Raw genomic sequence first — 25303 nt, 5'->3', positions numbered from 1 at the left:
GTAGAATGTATGTGGTTCTATAATAGATTGTTTGTATGTGTATTTATTATGTCTTTTTGTGGCCTAGTAAATGCTCAGATCGACACCTCGATTTATAAAGATTGGATGATTGGCCCTTTCGAGAAAGAACCGGAAGGGATCAATCCGATACTCGGCCCGAACTTTGATAGTAAATTCTATTGCCCTTTAGAAAGAAAAGAGGTTAGATGGGAATCGAGGGCTATCATTGGCGGAGCTGTGGTTGTGAAGGATAATCAGATCTTTATGATTTATCAAGGTGAAGATGATAGCAGGGGATATAATCTTCATACTCATGGTAGCCCGAGCATTATGAGACTTGGGCTGGCGGTTAGTTCTGATGGGATAAATTTTACACGGCGATCTCCTGTACTATATCCTCAAGATGATTTATTTTTGGATAAAGAGGGAGGAGGCTGCGAGATTCCCCGTTTGGTGGAATCTCCCGATGGAGGCTATGTTCTGTTGTATGATGGTTGCAGTCGGTTGCCAGACTAATGGTTGCGACCTCTAAAGATTTAGTAAACTGGAAGAAGGAGGGGTCGCCTTTCTCTAAATATCATGGGGAGAAGTATGCTGGCTTATGGTCTAAATCGGCTGCTATCATTACGGAATTAAAGAATGGAAGATTAGTCGCCGCAAAGATAAATGGTAAATATTGGATGTATTGGGGTGAAGAAGGCTTGTATATTGCGACCTCGGATAATTTGCGGGATTGGAAGATGTTGGAAAATCCGGATGGATCTCCTAAAGTCTTATTGCCTAAACGTGTAGGAAAATTTGATGATCGCGTGATAGAAGGTGGGTATGCACTTAAGACGGAAAAGGGAATTGTCGTTTTTTACAATACGTTCCGTTTCCGACAAGAAGGGGAGACAGGAGAGCCTGTTCTTGCCTCGGGATTAGGACAAGCTCTAGTTGATCCAAATGATCCAACGGCATTATTGGACCGTTCGGAAAATGCTTTTCTGAAACCAGATCGGGAGTATGAGATACAAGGTACTGTAAATAACGTAGTGTTTATGACTGGGCTTGTTTATTTTAAAGGGAAATATTTTCTCTATCATAATGGTGGCGATCGTATGTTGTGTGTTGCGATCTCTAGAAGTAATGATTCGGCCCTTCAAGTCTCCGGAGATCCGATCGAATAATTGACGATTCCCCAGATAAAGTTTTTAAAGTTTCGAAAGCACGTATGTTCTCTAAAGAGCATACGTGTTTTTTTGTTGAAAAATGTATCTAGTGTTGCTAAATAAACGATAAATTCACTAATTTTGTGCCATTAGATCTTAAGAAAAGACATAGTCTATCCATATAGTTTACTTTTTTAAAGGTTGCTTGCTGACTTAGTTCCGGGAAGACTATGGTTCTTTATGATACATAAATCATTTTCCCGTACACTATTATAATCCTATTTTTTCTTTCTAATCTTTTTACTAGATCAATCATATTCTATCCGGATTCCGGTTATCTATTGATCTAGCAGGCTTTATGTCCTAAATTCTTTCTATTGAAAATCATAGTCTTCCCGGAACTCGTTTGTCTTGTTTTTTATTTGAGATGAGAGAATGTAAATAGAGTAGTTAACCTTAAAAAAAGAGAAGCCTATGTAAATATGCGGAATGAATGTAAAAAGAGAAGAAGGCGGTATGCCTACCTGTCTTCATTTGTTATCTAGTTAAAATCTATATATTATAAAAAACGTTTTAAAATGAGTAATATCAAGCATTTTTTCTTCAAGGCTTTGTTTTGCGCATCATTATTCCCGAGCGTAAATACTCCAATGGCCTTGTGTGCGAATAGTCATGATATAGAGGCTTTGCCAGAAGCACAGCAACAAAGAAAAGTGACCGGTGTAGTTACAGATTTGAAAGGCGAACCTATCATCGGCGCCAATGTGGTAGTGAAAGGTTCTACGAATGGAACGATCACGGACATTGATGGTAATTTCTCCATCGAAGTAACTCCGAATTCGATACTTCAAATCTCTTATATTGGTTACGTAGCTCAAGAGGTACCGGTAGGAAATAAGAATAATCTGGTCATTTCTATTCATGAGGATACTCAAAAATTAGATGAAGTCGTGGTTGTAGGTTATGGTACTCAAAAGAAAGTAAACTTAACGGGTGCCGTGGAACAAGTGACGAGCGAGGTTTTTGAGAACCGTTCCGTATCGAACGCTACCCAGATGTTGCAAGGTTCTATCCCGAACTTGAATATTCAATTGACGGATGGTAAGCCGACCCGTACGGCTAGTTATAACGTGCGTGGTACGACCTCTATTGGTCAAGGCGGGGATGCCTTGGTTTTGATCGATGGTGTTGAGGGGGATCCCTCTATGTTGAATCCAAATGATATCGCTAGCGTGTCTGTATTGAAGGATGCGGCCTCTGCCGCTATTTATGGTGCCCGGGGTACGTTTGGCGTGGTATTGATTACGACAAAAGAACCGGCTAAAGATAAGACCTCTATTACGTATACGGGTAATTTCTCATTGCAACGCCCGGCTACGGTTCCCGATGTGGTGACGGATGGATATATGTATGCCGAACGTTTCTATGAGGCTTATCACGCATGGAACAATTATTCGGCAGATCCGAAGAACATTAATAAGACCCAAGACTTCTCTCTTGGTTGGCTGGAAGATTTTAGGTTGCGGAAAGAACAAGGTATTACCTCGGAAGTAGAGAAAGATGCTAACGGCAAGTATGTTTATTACGGAAATGAGGATTATTACGATGCTTTATATAAGAAGAATACGTTTGCGCAGGACCATAATCTATCGTTGACAGGAAGTAATGGTAAATTAAATTATTATATATCCGGCCGTTTCTATGGATATGATGGTTTGTTCCGTTATAATACGGACGATTACAAAACGATGAATTTACGTGCGAAAGGTTCTATCCAGCTGTTTGATTGGTTGAAAGTAGAGAATAACATGGAATTCTCGAATATGGATTATCATAACCCGATGAATGTCGGTGAGGGTGGTTCGATCTGGCGTAATATATCGGATGAGGGACATCCTTGCCAGCCTATTTTCAATCCGGATGGAAGCCTGTCTTTTGCGGCCGCTTATACGATAGGTGATTTCATATATGGCAAGAACGGCATTGATACGAATAATAAGGTATTACGGAATACGACTAGCTTTACGACATCATTCTTAAACAACAAGTTGCATGTAAGGGGTGATTTTACATTTAGGAATACGGATAATAATAAGACGCAACGCCGTGTCCCGGTTCCTTATAGCAAAGTGGAAGGTGAGAGTTTGCTGTTGAGCGAGAAATACAATGATTTAAAAGAAACGACCGGTAAGACTGATTATATTGCTACTAATATTTATGCCGATTATGAGGATACGTTTGCGGAGGCGCATTATTTTAAAGGTATGATCGGTTATAATTATGAGCAGTCTCAATATAAGAACCTAGAGGTTCAGCGGAATGGATTGTTATTTGATGATACGGATAACATCAATTTGGCGTTGGGTGACGCTATCACTACATCCGGTAAATATAACCGTTGGCGGGTTGCCGGTGGTTTCTTCCGTTTGAATTATGCGTTTAAGGATCGTTATCTGTTGGAAGTGAACGGCCGTTATGATGGTTCCTCGAAATTCCTGACAGATCAGCAATGGGCATTCTTCCCATCTGTATCGGCGGGTTGGAGAATCTCGGAGGAGCCGTTCTGGCGGGTGAATGAACAAATCTTCTCGGATATGAAAGTCAGGGCTTCTTATGGTTCACTGGGTAATGGTAATGTTGACCCGTATAGTTTCCTTGAGCTTTTAAGCATCAAGACTTCCGATCGGGTATTGAATGGAGCGTTGAATAAGTATACCAGCGCACCTGCCGTTATGCCAAGCGGACTTACTTGGGAGACTGCTACGACAACTGACGTAGGACTTGACTTTGGTATGTTGAACAATCGTTTCCGTTTCTCCGGCGATTACTACATCCGTAAGACTACGGATATGTACACGGTCGGTAAGACGCTCCCTGAGATTTTCGGTGCCGCTTCCCCAAAAGGTAACTATGCGGATATGACAACGAAAGGCTGGGAAATCACATTGACTTGGCGTGATCATTTTGAGCTGGCTAGCAAACAGTTTAATTATGAGATCAAGGGTACTCTGTCTGATTATATTTCAACCATAGATCGTTATAATAATGAGAATAAGTATCTGGATGATTACTATGAGGGTATGCGTGTCGGTGAGATTTGGGGATACGAGACCGAGGGCTTATTTAAAGACCAAGCGGATATCGATAATCATGCTACCCAGAAATTAATCAAGTCATCTTCCAAAAATATTTGGTATCCGGGAGACGTGAAGCTAAAGGATCAAGACGGGAACGGTGCAATCGATTATGGAACGAACCGGGTTGATGATCATGGGGATTTGAAGGTGATAGGTAATAGCTTACCCCGTTTTGCTTATAGTATTAACCTAAGCGGTGATTGGAATAACTTCTTTATATCAGCCTTCTTCCAAGGTGTAGGAAAGCAGGATTGGTATCCTAGTTCGGAATGTATTTTCTGGGGACAATATAATCGTCCGTATAATAATCTACCGACATGGCATGTCGATAATTATTGGACTGAGGATAATCAAGGCGCTTATTTGCCTCGTTATGCGGGTTATAATACATCTATTAGAGATACGAAACAGACTCGTTACTTGCAGAATGTGGCTTATATCCGTTTGAAGAATCTGCAATTTGGTTATACATTACCCAAACAATGGATTTCGAAGATCATGCTTCAAAATGCCCGGGTTTATATCTCGGCGGAGAATTTGTGGTGCTGGTCTCCCTTGTATAAACATACCCGTGATTTGGATGTGACAAATATCTATGGTTCGGACCCGGACTTGACGGATGCGGATATGAAGTCTGGCTTGAACGGGAAACGAGGCAGTGGTGATGGTAATAGTTATCCTCAAATGCGAAGCATAAGCTTAGGTGTATCAGTAACTTTTTAAATCTTGAGACATGAAAAAACTAGTATATTCTTTTATATCGGCTTGCTTGTTATTGGGTGCTTGTTCGATGGATGAGTCTCCAAAATCGGAAATAGACAAGGAATCTATATTTAATAATGAAAAAGGACTTCAGACATATTCTTATTCCTTTTATGATATTTTGCCTTCTATCAGTAATGGGTATAAGAAAGATGCGATGTGTGATTATGGTGCGGTAACAAGTTTCGATTCTTTTTTGAGAGATGGGGCTTATTCGGCTGAGGTCGCTACGGGCTGGTCTTCCGATGATTGGAAAAACTTACGTAATTTGAATTATTTCATTGAGAATTGCGTGAGTGATCAGCTAGATGAGTCCGTACGTGATAATTATATCGGATTGGCCCGCTTTTTCCGTGCTTATTTCTATTATGAGAAAGTACTCCGTTTTGGAGATGTGCCTTGGGTAGATAAATCGTTGAGTATTGATGACGAGAAGCTGTATGATGAGCGTGATCCCAGAACATTCGTGATGGACAAAGTTTTGGAAGACTTGGATTTTGCGTGCGAACATATTACTCGTGCGAGTGATGGTACGGGATCTTTGGTGACGAAGTGGGTGGCTTACGCTTTGAAATCCCGTATTTGCCTGTTTGAAGGTTCTTTTCGTAAGTATCATACGGAATTGGGATTGGCCGATACAGCGAATAAGTGGTTCCAAGAGGCTGTTAACGCTGCTGAAACCGTGATGGCAGAATCTGGTCATTCTTTATATACAGGTGCGGGAACAGATGGTTCGATGCGTGCTATATTCATCAGTGATACGCCGATCACGAGCGAAGTAATGCTTGCTAGCTGTTGTGACGTAACTCTAGGTAAACTAGGTGATGCGAATTGGTGGTGGACATCGGGTACCTACGGCTCTCGTTTTAGCATGACTCGTACGTTTGTCAACACATTTTTGAGTATCGATGGAACTCCATTTACGGATCGTCCGGGATATGAGACAATGTTGTTCTATGATGAATGCCAAGATCGTGATATGCGTTTAGCGCAAACAATTCGTACTCCGGGTTATCAGAGAGACGGGGAACCTGCCGCTCCGAATTTCAATGGCTATACATTTACCGGTTATCAGCCGATTAAGTATACGTTGGATGCTACTCATTATGACGCTGGGGCCTTGAATACAAACGCTATACCTCTTTTCCGTTATGCGGAGGTGCTGTTGAATTATGCGGAGGCCAAAGCGGAATTGGGTACATTGAGTGATCAGGATTGGAGCAAGACAGTTGGAGCTTTACGTGCCCGCGCCGGTATTACGGGAGGATTAAATGCTAAGCCGGTGAAGGTGGATACTTATCTTCAGAATACTTATTTCCCTAATATCTCAGATCCCGTCTTATTGGAAATCCGCAGGGAACGTTCTATTGAACTTGCTTTGGAGGGATTCCGTTTCTCGGATATCAAGCGTTGGAAGTTAGGTAAATTGATGACTATGCGTTGGACGGGTATTTATGTCCCGAAATTGAATGAACCGATGGATCTTGACCATGACGGTACAATGGATGTCGTGTTCTATATCGGTAGTAAACCGGAGAATTTACCGGCTAGTTGTACGCCGATATCAGTAGGGGATGATACCCAACAAGGGTTGACACAGGGTACATATGGAAACCTCACTTGGTCTGATAACGATCCTAGGATCTGGTATGATGATGATCGTCAATATTATTATCCGATCCCGGCGGCGGCAATTCAGAAGAATCCTGATTTGAAACAGAATCCGGGTTGGTAATTAAAAGTAAGAATAGTATGAGAAATCTAGTTATAGTATTTATTTCCTTATTTAGCTTCTGCTCCGGAATATTCGGGCAGCAGAAATGTCAGTTGAACGTGGGTAGTTTTAACCTGCGATATGATAATGACGGAGATAAGGATGATTCTTGGACGCATCGGAAGGATATGGCCGTGTCGTTGGTACATTTTCATGACTTTGATGTCTTTGGAATTCAAGAAGGATTGATTCACCAAGTACAAGATTTAGTGAAAGATGGTACGTACACGTATGTCGGTGTAGGCCGGGATGATGGAAAAGAGGCTGGAGAACATGCCGCGGTCTTATTTAAGAAAGATCGGTTTAAATTATTGGACTCGGGAAATTACTGGCTGTCGGAGACACAGGATAAGCCTTCTTTTGGCTGGGATGCGCAATGCCGGAGGGTTTGTTCTTGGGCGAAGTTGAAGGATAAGGTTTCGGGAAAGGAATTTTATTTCTTCAGCGTTCATTTTGACCATATCGGTAAGGTGGCCCGTCATGAGTCTGCTTTGATAATGTTGGCTAATATTAAAAAGATAGCGGGGGATTCCCCTGCTATCTGTGTAGGTGATTTTAATGGTACGCCGGATTCTGAGCCTATACAAATACTGAAATCCGATGGTTTACTGTTGGACTCACGGGAAATCTCAAAAACACCGCCCTATGGGACGGTAGGAACGACAAATCAATTTAATTCGAATGCTCCGATGAAGAATCGAATTGACTACATTTTCGTTACCAAGAATATTCACGTGAATAAATATGGTACGTTGAATGAGTTCCAATACGGTCATTTTCCTTCAGACCATTTCCCGATTATGATTGAGGCTGAATTTTAAGTTTACGGATTAGAATGTTTTATATAATTGTAAAGATATGAAGAAGCTAATTTATTCTTTCTTATTTGTCCTTTGCTCCGTGTTTGTGTTGCAGGCGGAGTCTATGGTGGTCGCTACTTATAATTTGCGTAACGCAAATGCGGGTGACTCGACAAATGGTAATGGTTGGGGGCAACGTTATCCGTACATCGCTCAGTTGATACAGTTTCACGGTTTTGATATTTTCGGAACTCAAGAAGGTAAGTATCATCAATTGCAAGATCTTAAGAATGCGATGCCCGGTTATGATTATATCGGGGTAGGACGTGATGATGGTAAGCAAGCCGGGGAATACTCCGCCATATTCTATCGTAAGGAGAAGTTTGAGGTGCTGGATCATGGGGATTTTTGGTTGTCTACGATAACCGATCGCCCCAATAAGGGATGGGATGCCGTTCTTCCCCGTATTTGCACATGGGGTAAATTTCGGGATAGGCAAACTGGTTTTACTTTCTTGTTTTTTAACTTACATATGGATCATGTAGGGGTACAAGCCCGTGCGGAAAGTGCTAAACTTATCCTTAAGAAAGTGAAGGAATTTCCAGAGAAGTTACCGGCTATCTTGACAGGAGACTTTAATGTGGATCAACACAATGAATCTTATCTACTGTTGGATAATTCCGGTATTATGCGGGATTCTTATCAGATAGCGGATTTCCGATATGTACCCAACGGCACATTTAATGGTTTCCATGCGGACCGCAAAACGGATAGTCGTATCGATCATTTATTCCTTACGAAAGAGTTTGATGTAAAAAAGTATGGTGTCTTGACGGATACATACCGTTCGAGAGCGAAAGAAAGTGCGGAGAAAGAGCAGAGCGCTAATTTCCCCAAAGAAGTTTCCAGGCAGAAATATGTTGCCCGTACACCATCTGATCATTTTCCTGTAATGATTGTGGTAGAAGTGAAATGATAGTATAAGCAAGCATCGCATAATCTGATCTTTTCATATCTGTGAAGAGATCTTTCCACCTATGTGATACGATCTTTTCATACTTGTGAAAAGATCGTATCACATAGGTGGAAAGATTATATCATATAAATAGACAAACTACTGCCCATAATACTTTTATCCAAAAGGAAGGCTCAATTGTATAGGGGGCGCATATGTGTCCTATTTGATGTGGCTGTATTTTTATGCGTTTATGAGCCTTCGTTTGTATATTTTATTGTTCAAGTCTCCGAGGAACTATGTTCTTATTCCCAAATTACTTTTCCCTGTTTTTGTCAAGGCATACCCCAAATACGTAATATTTGCCTCTTTCTAATGATTTTTCAAGATATGAAACAGCTACAAAAGGAGAATGTAAATATGTAAATATATTTAATTAGTGTTGTTGAAAATAAATTAAATATTAACTTTTTGTTAAAGGTGATGACACTATAATAAGTCAGATATATTCCAAAAAGGATGGAAAAGCTTTCAATGTAAATACAGAGTGAGAAGATTTGTTCCATATAAGGGAAGCAGACTGTGGTTTTATTGATATTGATTATCAATGGTTTAGTTGGTAATGACAAGAAAAGGGAAATCTTATTTTTTATTTATAATATTTCCTGACGAAGCCAAGCCGTTTATGAGTGGCGCATGACATAGAGGAGATGATTTACGTTTTTATAAAATTAGCTCTGTCTATATATATGTTACGTATTATTACTATAACTTGCGTTTTTAAAATAAATATTAGTATATTTGCTGAAAATATTTTAGAGTTTTAACGAGAGGGCATTGATTCGATTGGTGTTTTTACTATAGTTCCTCGGAGACTTAGATGTATTTTGTCGCTTGTAAATAAAAATTGTAATTATGTTATAAAATTTAATGTCTATGATGAAAAAGTTAACTTTTACCTTACTGTGCCTTATTATCAGTATGTGTACAGTGGTTGCGCAGAATGTGAAGGTGACGGGAACTGTCACTAGCGCAGATGATGGGCAGCCGGTTATTGGTGCATCAATCATTGTCAAGGGGACAACGATTGGTACGGTAACAGATTTTGATGGTAAGTTCTCTCTGGATGTGCCGCAGGAAGGGAAAATATTGCAAATCTCGTATGTCGGCATGAATACGCAGGAGATGGCTGTAAAGCCGGTCGTCAAAGTTCTCTTGCAGTCGGATACCCAGAAACTGGAAGAAGTGGTAGTTACAGCGATGGGCATCACTCGATCTGAAAAGACCTTAGGTTATTCTGCTACGACGGTAAAGGCTGATGATATCATCAGTTCGCGTACGACAAATGTGGCTGATGCCCTTTCCGGTAAAGTAGCCGGTTTGTCTGTTAGTTCAACCTCTGCTGATCCGGGTTCGGTTAGTAATGTTGTGATTCGTGGTTTTAGTTCTATCAACGGTAGTAATCAGCCGCTTTATGTTGTGGATGGTGTGCCTTTGCAGAATAATATGGTTTCCGGCAGTGGTAAGAACGTATCGACTGGAGGTATCTCGAGTGTAGCTTCAGAAGATATCGCTTCGATGACCGTATTAAAAGGTGCGGCCGCGACTGCTCTATATGGTAGCCGTGCCGCTAATGGCGTGATCGTAATAACAACGAAGTCTGGAAAGAAGGGTGACGGACGTAATTTCTCGATCAGTTATAGTGGCAACGTGCAGTCACGTGTGGTTTCTTACTTGCCGGAATTGCAGAACTCATTCGGACAAGGATGGAACGGCGCGCAGACTTTTATTGAGAATGGTTCTTGGGGCCCCCGTTTGGATGGTTCGATGCAGGTATATGGTCCGATCTGGAATAACCAACAATTAATTCATGAGTACAGCGCTAAGAAAAACAACTTGAAAGATTTCTTCGATCCGGGTTGGTCTCAGAATCATACGATCTCTTTGAGTGGCGTCTCTAACGATAGCAAGATGGATTATTACCTGTCTTATTCTTATACGAATGATGATGGTATCATGCCGGACGACTATGATACGTACGAACGTAATACGGTGGCCTTCCGTGGCGGTTACCAAGCGACAGACTGGTTGAAGGTGTCATCGTCTGTCAACTTCGCACGCAGCCAGACGGATGCCGTGGGTAGTTTCCAAGGTACATCCGTGATTGATGGTGTACTAGAGTTGCCGCGTGATATCTCTATTGTGGACATGAAAGATACTAGTTCTCCGTTCAATACTCCGGAGGCTTACTTTACCCCTTACGGTATCACTAATCCGTATTGGGCGTTGGAAAATAACTATAACCATACGGCATCGAAACAGATCTATGGTAAAGTGCAGTTGGACGTGAATCCAATTAAGGAATTGAAGCTTTCTTATCGTATGGGTTTCGACTATACGGATTACGATCGTAAGGTAGGTTCTCCGCAAATTAACTTGGATGACGCCTTGATCGACGAGGATTATGGATACGCTCCTTCCAATATGAACCAGAGTGGTTATGTTTATGCGAGCTATGGTCGTTATTACGAGTTGAACCATGACTTCTTAGCCAACTATGCTAAACGTTTCTTGGATAATAAGTTGGACGTTAACGTAAATGTCGGTGTGAACATGAATGAGCGCGGTAATACGCGTATGACCGGTCAGACCGATGATTTATCTTTCTATACCGGCTTTTGGGATTTGAGCAACGGTTCAACAAAGACAACTTTGGAGGAATCCCAACAGAAACGCCGTTTGGTTGGTCTTTTCGGTGATGTGACTTTTGGATGGGACGATATGATTTACTTGAACTTGACGGCCCGTAACGATTGGTCGTCTACGTTGCCGATCGACAACAATAGCTTCTTCTATCCAGGTGCTACATTAAGCTGGATCTTTACCCGATTGATCCCTGAAAATGAAATTCTTACCTTTGGTAAAGCCCGTTTGGCTTACGGTAAGACCGGTAATGACGCTTCTCCTTATCGTACCGGACTTACTTATGTGCAAGGTACGGCGCATGGTTATTATGGCAGTGATGTATCTAAGTTCCCAATGAACGGGGTGAATGCTTTTATGGCTTCCAATACGAAGGGGAGCAACACGCTGCGTCCGGAAATGACTTCCGAGTTTGAGGTAGGTATGAATTTACAATTCTTTAATGGACGTTTCGGTATCGATGCCGCTTATTACGATCGTAAGACGAAAGACCAGATTTTTACTCTTCCGACCGATCCTTCAACAGGTTTCAGCTATATGGTGACTAATTTTGGTGAAGTCAGCAACAAGGGTGTCGAGTTGGTTATCAATACGATTCCGGTACAGACCAAGAATTTTCGTTGGGACTTGAGTTTCAATTTCTCGAAAAACAACAATAAGGTGCTTTCATTACCTGAGAGCTTGGAAGGTGGAAAAGTTTCTATTTATAATTTCTCCGCCGGTAATGATGCGATTTATATGTATGCGGAAGAAGGTAAGCCGATGGGACAGTTCTATACTTATTTACCAAAGAAAACAGCCGATGGAAAGCCAATTGTAGATGCGAATGGTTATCCTGTTTTAGGTACGTCGGTTGAAGATACCGGAAAGAACATGAATTATGATTGGACTGGTGGTATCAATACGGCTCTTACTTACAAGGATTTCACGTTGAGCGCGGCTTTGGATATCCGTAGTGGTGGTTATATGTTCTCACGTACAAAGAACTTGATGCAGTTTACCGGTAACGGTGTGGTTACGACTTACAACGATCGCCGTCCGTTCATTATCCCGAATTCGGTTGTTGATAATGGTGATGGTAATTATTCTGAAAACACGACTCCTATCTATCTGGGTAATGGCAGTTATCAGACCTATTTCAATGATTATGGATATGGTGATGGCGGAGAGGCCTATTTGATGGATCGTTCATTCGTCAAATTGCGTAACATTAGTTTGACTTGGAATGTCCCGAAGCGGTGGGTACGTAAGATGTCATTGAGTAATTTGGCTATCACGGCGTTCTGTAACAATGTGTTTACTTGGACCGCATCAGACAACCGTTATGTTGATCCGGAATCAACTACCGTATCACAGTCTTCTTATGGTGATTTGGCTACGCAATTTGGTGAGCTTTATACCAACCCGTCTTGCCGCGTATTCGGATGTAACCTGAGTGTTAAATTCTAAAAACAAGGAGAAAATAAGATATGAAAAAGATATTATTAGCATCAGCACTACTTTTAGGTGTGAGCTTTACTTCTTGCAACAGCTATTTGGATATCAATACTGATCCAAATTCGCCTGCAGAAGAAAACATCGAGACATTTATGTTGATGCCTGCCATCGAGATGAATACGGCTTCCAGTTACGGTAACTTTCTGCGTATCGCCGGCGGTTTCCATGCCCAGCAGTATGCTCATCTGTTCGGTACGAGCAACTATTTGGATTATTCGAAGTTCAATATGTCGGCAACCCGCAGTAGCGGTACCTATACGCAGTTTAACCAAAAAGGTTTACAGAACTTGAAAACATTGTTGGCTAAAGCCACAGAAGATGAAGACTGGGGTACTTACTTGGCCGGTACGGTTTTGCGTGCGTTCATTTACGAAGCTTTGGTGGACTGCTATGGTGAAGTGCCCTATACGGAAGCGTTGGACTTGGAAAACTTCCCGACCCCGAAGTATGATGAAGGGCAAACTGTTTATGAGGGCGTGATCGCTGAAATCGATGCGGCATTGGAAAAGGTATCTCCAGCGAATATCGTCTGTACTAACTTCCTCTTTCCGTCTTCGACGGCTGATAAATGGATACAATTCGCCAATGCGTTGAAGCTGAAAATGCTTATGCGCATGTCTAATGTCAAAGACGTACGCTCTGAGGTGGCAGCTTTGATTGCGGAAAACAACTTCCCTACTTCTGATGTCTCTTATAAAGGTTGTTGGAAGAATGAGCCGGGACAGATGAACCCATTTTATTCGGAAGAGTTTGCAACGACTTGGGGATCTACGCAGACCAATATTGCGGCCAACTTGGCTATTATCGGTACGATGCAGGTAAAGAACAGCGAAGGAGCTATTGAATATGAGGATCCGCGCTTGTCTGCGTTTTTCGAAAAAAACAAGGCTGGAGAATATGTCGGTGGTATCTCGGGTACCAACTATCCGAAGTCTACGAGTAAACTACAAGATTGGTGCCGTCCGGTGGCTACTTTTGATATGCCGGTTTACTTGATCACTGTATCGGAGATCGAATTCTTTAAGGCTGAATATTATGCACGTTACGGATCGGCTGCGGATGCCCAGGCTCATTATGCGGCCGCAATCGAGGCATCGTTTGCTTCTGCCAATGTGGATGGGGCAGTTGATTACATAGCCCGTTATCCGTTCGAGGCTTCCAACTATAAGAAGAGTATTGGTTTGGCCAAGTGGGTAGCGCTTTCAGGTGTCAATCCGTTCGAGGCTTGGTGTGAAATGCGTCGTTTGGATTATCCAACGTTCGGCACAGCTAAGGGCAGCGATTTCTATACCGAAGGTAATCAGGAATCATACAATGTTTCTAAGTATGTGCCTGGTACGTTGTACACCCCGATCCAAGTATTTGGCGAAGTAGGTGCGAATAAATTGTTAGAACGTTATCCGTATGCTGAAAGCTCATCCTCCCGTAATGAGAATACGCCGGCATTTCCGGGGTATACGGCACCGGTATTCTGGGGTAAATAATCAAATTAAAAAGAGACATTTATGAAAAAGGTAATTTATAGTTTATTGCTTTTTTGCGGTCTTGTCGGTTTGTGGGGCTGCGAGAAAACGACAGAAGGTCTGACGAAGGTGACCTATTATGTGAACTTTGAGATGAATGGCGATGATCCTATGTTGGTACCGGTTGGCAGCTCTTTTGCTGATCCCGGTGTCATTGCCAAGGAAGGGGAAGAAGACGTGACCGCTTCGGTGATTGTCGATAGTAATGTGGATGCCAGTAAGATCGGTCTTTATTCCGTATCTTATTCGGCTGCGAATGCGGATGGATTTTCTAGCTCGGCTAAACGCACGGTGATCGTTTATGATCCGGCTATCACGGCAGATGCATCTGGTTCATATACGGTGGATGCGAGTGTTAGTTATCGGGATATGAATGGTGCGCAAGCTCCATTCAAAGGAGATTTCAGTATATCGGTGGATCAAGTGGCTCCGGGTATATTTGCGATATCCGATTTCTTGGGTGGATGGTATGACCAAGGTGCGGCTTATGGTGCGTCATATGCTATGAAAGGTTATTTTAAATTGAATGCCGACAATACGATTGAACCACTCAGCAGCCTCGTTGCTGGTTGGGGCGATTCTATGGATAGCATGAGAGAAGGTAAGTATGATCCGGAAACAGGACAGATCTCTTGGTATATCGATTATGCGGGACAGATGACATTCTATGTAGTAATGAATAAATAAACGAATAGGAATTATGAATAAACATATTGTATGGCTATTTTCCCTGCTGGTATTCGTATTGGTAGGTTGCGAGAAAGACGAAATCGGTGGTACGGCTACCGAAGCGCTTGCCGGTGAATGGTATGTGACGGTGGATGCGGTAGATGAAGGCGGTAATGTGGTGGCCGAGGATTGCTTTGGATTGGGGCATATCCACATGAATACCTATAATACGGCTGCTGATACGCAGGCTGAGATGTATGTGGATGATCTGAAAAACTTTTGGGATTTCAAGGTTCGGGTCAGCTCAGATGTTAATGCGATGACATTTGCGACAAATGGTGCCATGCCTAATGAATCGTACGAAGGTTGTGATGTGACGATTGATGGAGGTAAAATTTTGTTGGAGGCTGCTACGACACCTCATGGAACTCCAGCGGATAGTATAGTATATTATGTGTCATTTAGTGATGACGAACCCGATATGCGATATAAGGTTTCTGGATATCGTTATACGGGACTCGCTGTTGACGATTAATGTATAAAAGCCATTTAGAAAGACATAAGTCAATCAATATATTTTAACAGGACACACTAAAAGCAACCGGAGCAAGTAGGGATACTAGCTCCGGTTTTTTTATTGACGTTTTGATCTTATTTATTTTATCACGTTTTTGCCTCACTTTTTCTCATCCCCTATTAAAATCAATCCTTTTTGAACTGGTGATAATTGCAAATGAATATGAAAAAAACTTAGAGTATAGATTTTCGTATTATTTGGTATCAACAAAATAAAAAAGGTTGATGTTATTAGATTAAATATGAAATCTTTATTGCAATAATAGATTTTTTGTGCATGAGTTTAATCGAAAAAGGAAAGTTTTTTGATATGTATAATTAAAATTTATTCAAATGAAAAAAATTCTTTTTATAGTATTTTTGCTGATAACATCTATGGGGGCTTTTGCCCAAAAGGGGGAATTTTCACTCTTGGGAAATTTTGGTTATCAGACTGATTTTAAGCGTGTAATGTTGGGGGCTCAAGGAAGGTATAACCTGACAAATCATGTACGTTTAGCTCCAGATTTGATGTTTTTCTTTCCAAAGGATAAAACAACAGGATTGGATGTAAACGTCAATGCGCATTATGTGTTTGACCTTTCTGAAGATCAATTGTCGCTCTATCCTTTAGCAGGTTTCAACTTGCAAAATAATTTTCAGGGAAAACGAACCATAAAAGGGGAAGAGGGAGAAGTGACATTGGACTCTAATAGTTCTACTAATTTCGGCTTTAATGTAGGAGGGGGATTAACCTATAATATCAATCCCCGGAATTTCTTGAATGTCGAATATAAGTATGTTTTCGGCAAAGACAACTCGTCTGTCATTGCCTTCGGTTGGGGATATCGTTTTTAATCCTGGCCTTTTGTATCACTTAAAACAATTCAATCATGAAAAAATATTTGTTTATTGTGGTGCTATGTAGCATCATGCAGACATCTTTTGCCCAAGTGAAAGAGGGACAGAGTACGGAACCCGCTCATAAAGCGACGTTTATTAATAATGGATTTGGGGACAATTGGTTCATTGGAGCGGGTGCGGGCGCTAATATTTATTTTGGTGACAGGAATAGCGATGCTGATTTTTTCCATCGATTTACGGTGGCACCTGAAGTTCAAATAGGAAAATGGATCAACCCGTATTTAGGGACTCGTATTAAAGCTGCCGGTCTTACTAACTTGCATACCTTTAATGACAATGCGAGTATCATGTCGCGCAATAAGCATGCCACGATACAGGCCGATTTGATGTGGAGCATGACGGATTATTTCATGAAATATAATCCTGACCGTGTTTATAGCTTCGTTCCTTACGTAGGTTTCGGATGGGCTTTCGGATGGGACTATACGAATCAGCCGACGTATGCCGCAGGACGTACTCGGGTAAATGGTATGACTCTTAATGCGGGTATTATCAATAACTTCAAGCTTTCAGACCGTGTGACTTTATATGTTGAGTTCGCTGCTACTGCCGTGAAAAGCGAGTTCAACCAGGTCAAGAGTAGTGGAAATTACGATGTCTTAGGCACCGCATCAGCAGGTTTGATCTTTAACATTGGTAAAACAGCTACTTTTAAAGAGGCTGATTTGAGAAATCCGCAAGAGATTGACGAGTTAAATAATCGTATCAATGAATTGTATGCCCAGAATCAAGAATTGGCTAAACGTCCGGTAGATTGTCCGGAACCGCAAGTCATTACCGAGAAGGTGGTGGAGTTCGAGGAGAATCCTTTGATAAATAATGTTGTACTATTCAAAATTAACCAAACGAAAGTAGATACTTATCAAGGTGTTAATATTTATAATATTGCGCAATATTTGAAGGACAACCCGCAGTTTAAGGTTCGAGTGATCGGATATACGGACCAAAAGACCGGAACAAGCAAGATCAACGAGAAACTTTCGGCTGAAAGGGCACAAAATGTAGCTCGGATTTTGATTAATGATTATAATATCAGTCAGGATAGAGTGATTGTTGAATGGGTCGGTGATAAAGAACCGCCTTTCGATAAACCAGAATGGAATCGTGCTGTGATTCTTTATGTGGAATAGTCATTGTGTATTATTTATTAAACTTTTGAGATAAAGATAAATATTGTTCATTTATTAAATTTATAAGATTATGAAAACTGGAAGTTCAAAATTTTTGCTGGGCCTTGGATTAGGTTCAATCGTTGGTATTTTAGCTTATCGTTTCTCGCAAACCCCAAAGTATAGACAGCTAAAAGATAAAGTATGTGAAACTTTACACCATGTTGGAAATCATACGGATGACATGATGGAGGTCGCAAAGGAAAAGGTGGTGGATGCAGGTGTAAAAGTAGCTGATAAAGTAGCCGAAGGGGCTAATGACGTAGCGGAGAAAGCGGATGATGTGAAAAATAAGACACATGCTTACGCAAATAATCTGAAGAGATAATCTTTTGATTTTGATGGAAGAGACCATCTTCGCCATAACTGAAGATGGTCTCTTTTTCTTAAAGAATAAGATTCGTAAATGATTTAAAATAATGTGTTATGACACGATTTAGTTTAACTGATTTAAGCAAAAGAGTTTCTTGGGGTAGTGTATTTGGGGGTGTGGTAACGGTGCTGGCTGTCTCTATCCTTTTATCGATGTTGAGTTCCAGCATCAGTTTGTTCCTGTTTGATCCTTTGGCAGACAATCCTACTTCGGGTGTAGGAACTACAGTCGGCATAGGTACGGCTATCGCTTTGGTAGTTAGTATGGTGGCTGGTGGATTTATTGCTGGTAAGCTGGCTGGGATAGATGGTTTGATCCATGGTTTTCTAGTTTGGGCTACAACACTTATCGTGGGAGCCTCCTTGGGCGTTTTACTCACTGTAGGGGCTGCGAAACTTACGATGAATGCATTGGGTGCCGCTTCTTCTGTTGCTGGCGGAGCTCTCTCTGGCGCTGGTTCGATTGTGGGTGGCGGTGTCTCCGCATTGTCAGATCAGGCTAAGGATATATTTGGTGAAATTGATTTCAAGGTCGATTTGAAAGACGGGGAAATACCGAAAGATATCCGTACGGCCCTCGTGAAGAGCAAGGTGAAAGAGTTACAACCGGATTATTTGCAAAAACAATTAGACGGTGTTAAGACCGACTTCGGTAAAACCGTGAAAAAAGCGATCGCCAATCCGGAAGAAGCGGATGAGATTTTTAAGAATTTCTTAGGACGATTAAAAGAGCAAGCGAACAGCCTGACAAAAAATATAGATCAAAATGATTTGGCTAAGGCTTTAGCTAATAATACGAATATGTCGAAGGCGGAAGCGGATAAGGCCGTTAAGCAATATACGGAGATCTTGCGTAAAGCTACGACAGAGGCTGATAAACAAATCCGTAATTTAGAACAAAACTTGCAAAAAGCTACTCAAGAATGGCAAGAAGTGAAACAAAAGACATTAGAGGCTGCGGATAAGGCTACGGATGCCGCTGCCCGGTCGGCTCTCATATCTTTCTTTGCTATATTGATAGCTGCTGCCCTATGTAGTTGGGCTGGAGCCTACGGTAGTAAAATGACACAGAGAAAGATTGATATGTAATCTGTAAAAATTAAGGGACGTATCCACGTGGGTACGCCCCTGATAAAATTTGGTTGTTACATACTGACTGTCACTCGTACTAAGATCGTGATATTATTCTACCTTCGGGGTTTGGCTGAAGATATCGTGAATACGCTTCATGTCGAATTTTGGCGTACGGTCATAATAATAGATACCGTTTTGCTCTTGCTCCACATCAGTCAACTGTGTATAACAATATCCCCAGATATCCTTCGAAAGGGATAGGACAGCGTTGACTTGGCCCTCCAAACGTTTGTAAAACTCTTCTAAAGAATGAGGTGGCTCTCCATATCCCCAAGATGTATTTTGGGCACTTTCCATCTGTTGTGACGGGTTCCATTTTATACCGCCAAACTCATCAACTAAATAAGGCATATCTTTTTTATATTCCGGGAATTGGTATTGGTCTGTATATTTCAGGCCGTTGAAACCGATATTTTTCGGCATCAATTGTATTTCCCATTTTGGGGCGACAAATAGTTTGCCGTTATTATACAGTTGCTTTTTCAATTCTTCCGGGTTTTGCTCGTAATTGTGGATTGTCCAGATATCGGTAGCGATGTGTACACCACCGCTGGTACCGTGGAAAGGACGTGTCGGGTCGATCATTTTCGTTAGGTTATACAGGTCGTGCATCAGGCGCGGATATTGTACGCGATCAGGCCAGAACTCCTCGTTTGTAGGTGTCCAGATAAGAAGCGAAGGATGGTTACGGTCACGTTCTACGATTTCGGTCCATTCAGTTATGAAATTCCGGGCGGTTTCCGTATCATTGCAATCCATACCCCAACTGGAAGCTTCCCCCCATGTAAGATAGCCCATCTTATCTGCCCAATAATAGAAACGTTCCTCAAATACTTTCTGATGGAGGCGGGCGCCATTAAAGCCGGCCGCCATGGAGAGTTCGATGTCATGCTTTAACGCCTCATCGCTAGGAGCCGTCCAAATCCCATCGGGATAGAATCCCTGATCAAGTACCAGGCGTTGGTAATAAGGTTTGTTGTTCAGATAAATCTTATTGCCTTCGATATGTACCTTACGCATACCGGTATAGCTTCTTACCTCATCTACTACCTTTCCGTTCTTGTCTATTACTTTGTATTCCAAGTCATACAAAAAAGGGTTTTCCGGACTCCATGTTTTCATTTTCTTGATGGGTAGAATAGCAGAAGATAAGGAGCTTGCCGTAATAGTTTGGCTAGCTACTACTTTACCGTTATCTTTTACCGTTACCTGCAATTTACCTCCTAGTTCCTTATAGAAACGAGGACGCACAACCAATTGTTGTTGATCTATATCTGTCAGCAACTGCACGGATTGCAGTCCTTCCGGATGGACAGCCTCCATCCAAACCGTTTGCCAGATACCCGTGGTTCGGGTATAATTACAGGCGTAAGATTCAAATTGTAGGTTTTGTTTTCCTGCCGGTTGTTTTGCGCTTCGCAGGTCACTTTCTACATATACGACCAGGCTATGTGTCTTTCCCGGTGTTACCAAGGACGTGATATCTACCGCGAAAGAAGAGGTGCCGCCAAAATGGCGATTGGCCAGGACTCCATCGATGTATACTTCCGACTTATAATAAACAGCTCCAAAATTAAGTCTTATATTCTTTCCATTCCATTCTTGTGGGATCGTGATAGGACGTTGATACCAGAAATGCTGAATGAAATCCGTGTATTTTACGCCGGATAACTGACTTTCCGGGCAGAAGGGCACTGTGATCTTTTGGTCAAAACCGTTCGATTTATAGAATTCCCGTTCCATTCCGGTACCTCCGAAATCGAATGAGCAAGTCCATTCTCCGTTCAAATTTACCCAATCCATGCGTTCGAATTGTGGACGAGGGTATTCGGGACGTGGGATAGACCATAAAGCGGTGATGCAACAAAATAGTAAAAATGTCGTAATGTTTAATTTTTGTTTCATGATGTATGATTGTATTATAATGAATACAAAAGTAAAAATTTGAATATTATCAGACAAATTCTTGAAAGGCTATATCTATTCTCTATTCAGTGTAGGCGAATGATCGTTCGGTGCCACTGAACGATTATTCGATGGTGACGAACGATCGTTCGCTGTCGTCGAACAGAGAAGTCTGTATGTCCTTTGGATAAATAAGTAGTACTGCATTTGATTTAAAACCTGTATATTTGGGCATTTTGAAGGAATTGATTTATTTTGTTTTTATATTAAGAAGCTGATTGGATGAGAAAGATCGTTGTTGCTTCCGATTCATTTAAAGGCTCGGTCTCTTCTGTTGAGATTGCTGAATGTGCCGAGTGGGCGATCCATAAGGTTTTTCCGGATTGCGAGGTGGTGAAAATCCCGGTGGGGGATGGGGGAGAAGGTACCGTGGATACTTTGATTACGGCGATGGGTGGAGAAGCCGTATCTTGTGTCGTGCATGATCCGTTGATGAGGCCGGTCGAGGCTACTTATGGGATACTGGGGGATAATCGTACGGCGGTTATCGAGATGGCAACGGCGAGTGGCCTTACGCTAGTGCCTGTATCGGAGCGTAATCCCTTGAGAACAACGACGTATGGAACCGGTGAGTTGATAAAAGACGCTATGGATCGTGGTTGCCGGGATTTCTTGATAGGAATAGGAGGAAGCGCAACGAATGACGGAGGAACCGGTATGTTGCAGGCCTTGGGTTTTCGTTTTCTTGATAGAGACGGGAATGAGCTGGAATTGGGTGGGCAGATCCTTAATCAGATTTATGAGATAGATTGTTCAAGGGCATTATCGCAATTGCGGGAAACTTCATTTACCATAGCCTGCGATGTGAATAACCCTTTTTATGGTGAGAAAGGGGCGGCGTATGTCTTTGCCCGCCAAAAGGGAGCGGACGACGCTATGGTCCGTCTGCTGGATGAGGGGTTGCGAAATTTTGCGGAAGTCATAAAAAGAACGGGACGAATAGAGATAGACGACATTCCGGGTGCGGGAGCCGCAGGTGGTTTAGGTGGAGGATTTGTCGCTTTCCTAAAGGCTGAACTTAAACCCGGTATCCGGATGGTTCTGGATGCCTTGCGTTTTGATGAACGTATACGGGGGGCGGATCTAATTATTACGGGAGAAGGTAAACTGGATAAACAGACTTGCATGGGAAAGACCCCATGCGGAGTATTGCAGGCAGGCATGAGACAGGATATCCCGATTATCGTAATGGGTGGTTCCGTAGAGGAGGTAGAGGCACTTAATAAATCCGGGTTTCTGGCGGTCTTGCCACTTCTTCCTTATCCGGTTTCCTTGGAGCAGGCGATGGACAAAGATTTCACCTGCCGGAATATTGGGCGTGCCTTGGAACAACAATTGCGTGTAATCCAATATTATATGAATCACTAACACATGGGTATAATGAGTGCATGGGGAGCTTTTATCGGATTATTGGTATCGATTTTCTTGATTATAAGAAAGGTATCGCCAGTCTATAGCCTTATTTTAGGGGCATTAGTAGGAGGATTATTAGGGGGTGTGTCATTTTATTTAGAAAGTTATACAGGATAGCATGGCAAGCAAGATATTGTCAGGATGCTTTAGATATGATGAAACACATTCAACTCGTTCATTTGAGACAGGGTTGGACTTGGTGCCAGAATCTATGAAACCCAGCTGAACTTTCTTATATGACTGCACCTGTCGTTTGGTTTTCGACAGATGTGTTAGCTGGGGCCGGCCTGAATGTACCACGCCAAGAGTTACGATCAGCTCCAGTGGTGGAAGGGAAAGAAAAAGTTGTACTTCCATTCGGAAAATCATAATCGTACTGATTCTTTTCTGGTTATAATGCGGGAGTACGGTATGTAATTCTCTACAGAATCTTACTTTGAATAGTTTACGATAGTTTTGCTTCATCAATTTTAATTTTCATCTTTGTGGTAAGAATAGATGCTAGAGAATCGTTATTATTAAATACAATCTCATGAAGAAACTATTATTTCAGACAACCTTATTTCTATTATTATGTAGTTGCATAGGTAAAATAGAAAAAACACCAGTAGATTATGTGAATAACCGGATTGGGAATATCAGTCATTTACTTGTGCCTACCTATCCCACTACCCACCTGCCTAACAGCATGTTGCGTATGATTCCGACTCATAATGAGTTTACGACGGATCGTATGGAGGGACTGGCCCTAAATAGTCCTTCCCATAGGCAAGGCCATTCATTGTTGCTGTTGCCTTATAGGGGAGACGTTAAGGATTTCGGTGGGAATTTAAAATATCGATATGATCATGAGAAATCTACACCTTATAGTTATTCGGTGTATTTGGATGATTTCTCCGTAGGGGTGGATTTTGCGCCAGCGGCTAAATCGGCGATTTATCGTTTTCGGTTTGAGGATTCGGATCGACGGCTGATTTTGTTGAAAGCTAATGGAAAAGGAGAGATCGATATAAAAGATGGAGCTTTGTGTGGATATGATAACTTCGCTGGGATAAAACATTATTTTTATTTGGAGTTTGATGCCCAGCCCATTCAAGTTGATAGCCTCTCTCATTCTTTGGTATTTGCTGAATTTCCGGAATCGGAGGATGTGGTAAATGTTCGTTATGGAATTTCTTATATTGGAGTAGAGCAGGCCAAGCGGAATTTATATAATGAAATCAATGATTTCAATCTGGAGAAATTGGCCTCGCAAGCTCGTGATAAATGGAACGACGTGTTGGGCAAAATAAAGATTGAAGGAGGAACAGAGGATCAAAAGACCACATTTTATACCGCCTTGTATCGGGCGCACGAAAGAATGATCAATATCTCTGAGGATGGTACATATTTTAGTGCGTACGATGGAAAGGTGCATGAAGATAATGGAGTGGATTTCTGGGTGGATGATTGGGTATGGGATACCTATTTGGCCCTTCACCCGTTGCAAGTGTTATTGAATCCGGAGGCTCAAGAACAAAAACTGGCGTCTTATATCCGGATGTATGAGCAATCCGGGTGGATACCTACTTTCCCTTGTGTATTTGGGGATGCGCATTGCATGAACGGTAACCATGCGGCAGGTGTCTTTGCGGATGCCTTGAATAAAGGCTTGCGGTTTGATGTGGAAAAGGCTTTTGAGGGTATGAAACATACGGTGATGACAGAGTCCATGATCCCTTGGTACCGGGGACCTAAAACGGCCTTGGATGATTTTTATCATGAGAATGGCTGGTTCCCCGCTTTGCATCCGGGAGAAAAAGAAGAGTTTACGGAGGTAGGACCATTTGAACAGCGACAAGCGGTAGCCGTAACTACAGCCGCGTCCTATGACGATTGGTGTATTGCCCAATTAGCTAAACATTTGGGAAAAGATGAGGATTGTCGATTCTTTCGGGATCGTTCTTATAATTACCGGAATGTCTTTAATAAAGAGACTAATTTTTTCCATCCGAAGGATAAAGATGGGACGTTTATAGAACCATTCGACTATATTTTTTCCGGAGGCATCGGGGCTAGGGCTTATTTTGACGAAAACAATGCTTGGACGTATAATTGGGATGTACGTCATCATATTCAGGATTTAATAGATCTTTTTGGAGGCAACGTTCCTTTTATTGAGAGATTGGATCAGTTGTTTGTTGAGGACATGAAAATGTCAAAATGGCAATATTACGCTCTTCATCCGGATGCTACGGGTAATGTCGGGCAGTTCGTAATGGGAAATGAGCCTAGTTTCCATATTCCTTATCTGTATAATTATGCCGGTCAGCCGTGGAAGACACAAAAACGGATTCGTATGCTTATGGAAAGCTGGTTCAGGAATGATCTGATGGGTGTTTGTGGTGATGAGGATGGCGGTGGAATGTCGGCTTTCTATGTATTTTCCGCATTGGGTTTCTATCCGGTTTCTCCGGGAGTGCCTGTTTATACGATAGGTAGTCCTTTATTTGATAAATCGGAGATTCAGTTGGCAAACGGAAAAGTGTTTACCGTGATCGCTCATGGAGTTTCATGGGAAAATAAATACATCCAATCTGCCAAGTTGAATGGTGTGGAGTATGCTAAGACTTGGTTTACTCACGAGGATATCATGAATGGGGGTACATTAGAATTGTTTATGGGAGACTATCCGAATAAGAAGTGGGGAGTGGGAGAAGGTGCGAATCCTCCTTCTGGAGAGTTTGTCGATTAATGTTCGTTTTATAAGCGCACGATAAAAATCAGTCAGTTAGGTGAAAAATGGGTGGCGCAATGACAA

The 25303-nt window shown here is 41.9% G+C and carries 17 protein-coding genes; 16 read left to right on the top strand and 1 reads right to left on the bottom strand.

The window, feature by feature from the left end; translation table 11 throughout:
- Window positions 1–9 precede the first annotated feature (9 nt).
- The 14 genes from E5342_RS08115 (at window position 10) to E5342_RS08050 (ending at window position 19080) form a co-directional block, all read left to right on the top strand.
- Window positions 10–516 (top strand): hypothetical protein, encoded by a 507-nt coding sequence (locus E5342_RS08115; RefSeq protein ID WP_135959165.1) that lies wholly within the window; start codon window positions 10–12, stop codon window positions 514–516.
- Window positions 516–1169 carry a hypothetical protein gene (locus E5342_RS08110; RefSeq protein WP_135959164.1) on the top strand — a complete coding sequence of 218 codons (654 nt, stop codon included), beginning with the start codon at window positions 516–518 and terminating at the stop codon, window positions 1167–1169. The genes E5342_RS08115 and E5342_RS08110 overlap by 1 nt, the downstream gene beginning before the upstream one ends.
- 560 nt (window positions 1170–1729) lie before the next feature.
- On the top strand, window positions 1730–5011 hold the full coding sequence (locus E5342_RS08105) for a SusC/RagA family TonB-linked outer membrane protein (protein ID WP_282593905.1): 3282 nt from the start codon (window positions 1730–1732) through the stop codon (window positions 5009–5011).
- Window positions 5012–5021: 10 nt separating this feature from the next.
- The gene (locus E5342_RS08100) at window positions 5022–6785 is read left to right on the top strand and encodes a RagB/SusD family nutrient uptake outer membrane protein (protein WP_135959163.1); all 1764 of its coding nucleotides are present in this window, start codon (window positions 5022–5024) and stop codon (window positions 6783–6785) included.
- 17 nt (window positions 6786–6802) lie between these two features.
- Window positions 6803–7645, top strand: a complete 843-nt coding sequence (locus E5342_RS08095) for an endonuclease/exonuclease/phosphatase family protein (protein WP_135959162.1) — start codon at window positions 6803–6805, stop codon at window positions 7643–7645.
- Between the two features lie 37 nt (window positions 7646–7682).
- Window positions 7683–8600, top strand: a complete 918-nt coding sequence (locus tag E5342_RS08090; protein ID WP_121736041.1) for an endonuclease/exonuclease/phosphatase family protein — start codon at window positions 7683–7685, stop codon at window positions 8598–8600.
- A 915-nt stretch (window positions 8601–9515) separates the two neighbouring features.
- Window positions 9516–12731 (top strand): SusC/RagA family TonB-linked outer membrane protein, encoded by a 3216-nt coding sequence (locus tag E5342_RS08085; RefSeq protein ID WP_246867077.1) that lies wholly within the window; start codon window positions 9516–9518, stop codon window positions 12729–12731.
- A gap of 20 nt (window positions 12732–12751) precedes the next feature.
- A complete protein-coding gene (locus E5342_RS08080; RefSeq protein WP_121736040.1) occupies window positions 12752–14263 on the top strand; it encodes a SusD/RagB family nutrient-binding outer membrane lipoprotein in 1512 nt (503 codons plus the stop codon).
- Between the two features lie 21 nt (window positions 14264–14284).
- Window positions 14285–14989, top strand: a complete 705-nt coding sequence (locus tag E5342_RS08075; RefSeq protein WP_121736039.1) for a BT_2262 family domain-containing protein — start codon at window positions 14285–14287, stop codon at window positions 14987–14989.
- A gap of 13 nt (window positions 14990–15002) precedes the next feature.
- The gene (locus E5342_RS08070) at window positions 15003–15506 is read left to right on the top strand and encodes a lipid-binding protein (RefSeq protein ID WP_121736038.1); all 504 of its coding nucleotides are present in this window, start codon (window positions 15003–15005) and stop codon (window positions 15504–15506) included.
- A gap of 374 nt (window positions 15507–15880) precedes the next feature.
- On the top strand, window positions 15881–16384 hold the full coding sequence (locus E5342_RS08065; protein ID WP_121736037.1) for an outer membrane protein: 504 nt from the start codon (window positions 15881–15883) through the stop codon (window positions 16382–16384).
- Between the two features lie 35 nt (window positions 16385–16419).
- Window positions 16420–17580, top strand: a complete 1161-nt coding sequence (locus E5342_RS08060) for an OmpA family protein (protein ID WP_121736036.1) — start codon at window positions 16420–16422, stop codon at window positions 17578–17580.
- Window positions 17581–17650: 70 nt separating this feature from the next.
- On the top strand, window positions 17651–17947 hold the full coding sequence (locus E5342_RS08055; protein WP_121736035.1) for a YtxH domain-containing protein: 297 nt from the start codon (window positions 17651–17653) through the stop codon (window positions 17945–17947).
- A 98-nt stretch (window positions 17948–18045) separates the two neighbouring features.
- The gene (locus E5342_RS08050; protein WP_121736034.1) at window positions 18046–19080 is read left to right on the top strand and encodes a YrzE family protein; all 1035 of its coding nucleotides are present in this window, start codon (window positions 18046–18048) and stop codon (window positions 19078–19080) included.
- 93 nt (window positions 19081–19173) lie between these two features.
- Here E5342_RS08050 and E5342_RS08045 read toward each other — a convergent pair whose 3' ends face one another.
- Window positions 19174–21030 carry a glycoside hydrolase family 2 TIM barrel-domain containing protein gene (locus E5342_RS08045; protein WP_135959161.1) on the bottom strand — a complete coding sequence of 619 codons (1857 nt, stop codon included), beginning with the start codon at window positions 21028–21030 and terminating at the stop codon, window positions 19174–19176.
- A gap of 282 nt (window positions 21031–21312) precedes the next feature.
- Here E5342_RS08045 and E5342_RS08040 point away from each other — a divergent pair, with 282 nt between their 5' ends.
- Together E5342_RS08040 and E5342_RS08030 are read left to right on the top strand one after the other, a co-directional pair.
- On the top strand, window positions 21313–22458 hold the full coding sequence (locus E5342_RS08040) for a glycerate kinase (RefSeq protein ID WP_135959160.1): 1146 nt from the start codon (window positions 21313–21315) through the stop codon (window positions 22456–22458).
- Between the two features lie 577 nt (window positions 22459–23035).
- Window positions 23036–25237, top strand: coding sequence for a GH92 family glycosyl hydrolase (locus tag E5342_RS08030; RefSeq protein ID WP_135959159.1), 2202 nt, complete (start codon window positions 23036–23038; stop codon window positions 25235–25237).
- Window positions 25238–25303: the final 66 nt, after the last annotated feature.

The organism is Parabacteroides distasonis (assembly GCF_004793765.1).
Classification (GTDB): domain Bacteria; phylum Bacteroidota; class Bacteroidia; order Bacteroidales; family Tannerellaceae; genus Parabacteroides; species Parabacteroides distasonis_A.
The sequence above is the reverse complement of the archived record's forward strand: the minus strand, read 5'-3'. Positions and strand labels throughout refer to the sequence as shown.

Bases quoted from the DNA above. Each gene is read 5' to 3' on its own strand.
- E5342_RS08075 (WP_121736039.1), top strand. From the start codon at position 14,285: ATGAAAAAGGTAATTTATAGTTTATTGCTTTTTTGCGGTCTTGTCGGT.
- E5342_RS08070 (WP_121736038.1), top strand. From the start codon at position 15,003: ATGAATAAACATATTGTATGGCTATTTTCCCTGCTGGTATTCGTATTG.
- E5342_RS08040 (WP_135959160.1), top strand. From the start codon at position 21,313: ATGAGAAAGATCGTTGTTGCTTCCGATTCATTTAAAGGCTCGGTCTCT.
- E5342_RS08080 (WP_121736040.1), top strand. From the start codon at position 12,752: ATGAAAAAGATATTATTAGCATCAGCACTACTTTTAGGTGTGAGCTTT.
- E5342_RS08105 (WP_282593905.1), top strand. From the start codon at position 1,730: ATGAGTAATATCAAGCATTTTTTCTTCAAGGCTTTGTTTTGCGCATCA.
- E5342_RS08090 (WP_121736041.1), top strand. From the start codon at position 7,683: ATGAAGAAGCTAATTTATTCTTTCTTATTTGTCCTTTGCTCCGTGTTT.
- E5342_RS08085 (WP_246867077.1), top strand. From the start codon at position 9,516: ATGATGAAAAAGTTAACTTTTACCTTACTGTGCCTTATTATCAGTATG.
- E5342_RS08045 (WP_135959161.1), bottom strand. From the start codon at position 21,030: ATGAAACAAAAATTAAACATTACGACATTTTTACTATTTTGTTGCATC.
- E5342_RS08060 (WP_121736036.1), top strand. From the start codon at position 16,420: ATGAAAAAATATTTGTTTATTGTGGTGCTATGTAGCATCATGCAGACA.
- E5342_RS08115 (WP_135959165.1), top strand. From the start codon at position 10: ATGTGGTTCTATAATAGATTGTTTGTATGTGTATTTATTATGTCTTTT.
- E5342_RS08065 (WP_121736037.1), top strand. From the start codon at position 15,881: ATGAAAAAAATTCTTTTTATAGTATTTTTGCTGATAACATCTATGGGG.
- E5342_RS08095 (WP_135959162.1), top strand. From the start codon at position 6,803: ATGAGAAATCTAGTTATAGTATTTATTTCCTTATTTAGCTTCTGCTCC.
- E5342_RS08100 (WP_135959163.1), top strand. From the start codon at position 5,022: ATGAAAAAACTAGTATATTCTTTTATATCGGCTTGCTTGTTATTGGGT.
- E5342_RS08050 (WP_121736034.1), top strand. From the start codon at position 18,046: ATGACACGATTTAGTTTAACTGATTTAAGCAAAAGAGTTTCTTGGGGT.
- E5342_RS08110 (WP_135959164.1), top strand. From the start codon at position 516: ATGGTTGCGACCTCTAAAGATTTAGTAAACTGGAAGAAGGAGGGGTCG.
- E5342_RS08030 (WP_135959159.1), top strand. From the start codon at position 23,036: ATGAAGAAACTATTATTTCAGACAACCTTATTTCTATTATTATGTAGT.
- E5342_RS08055 (WP_121736035.1), top strand. From the start codon at position 17,651: ATGAAAACTGGAAGTTCAAAATTTTTGCTGGGCCTTGGATTAGGTTCA.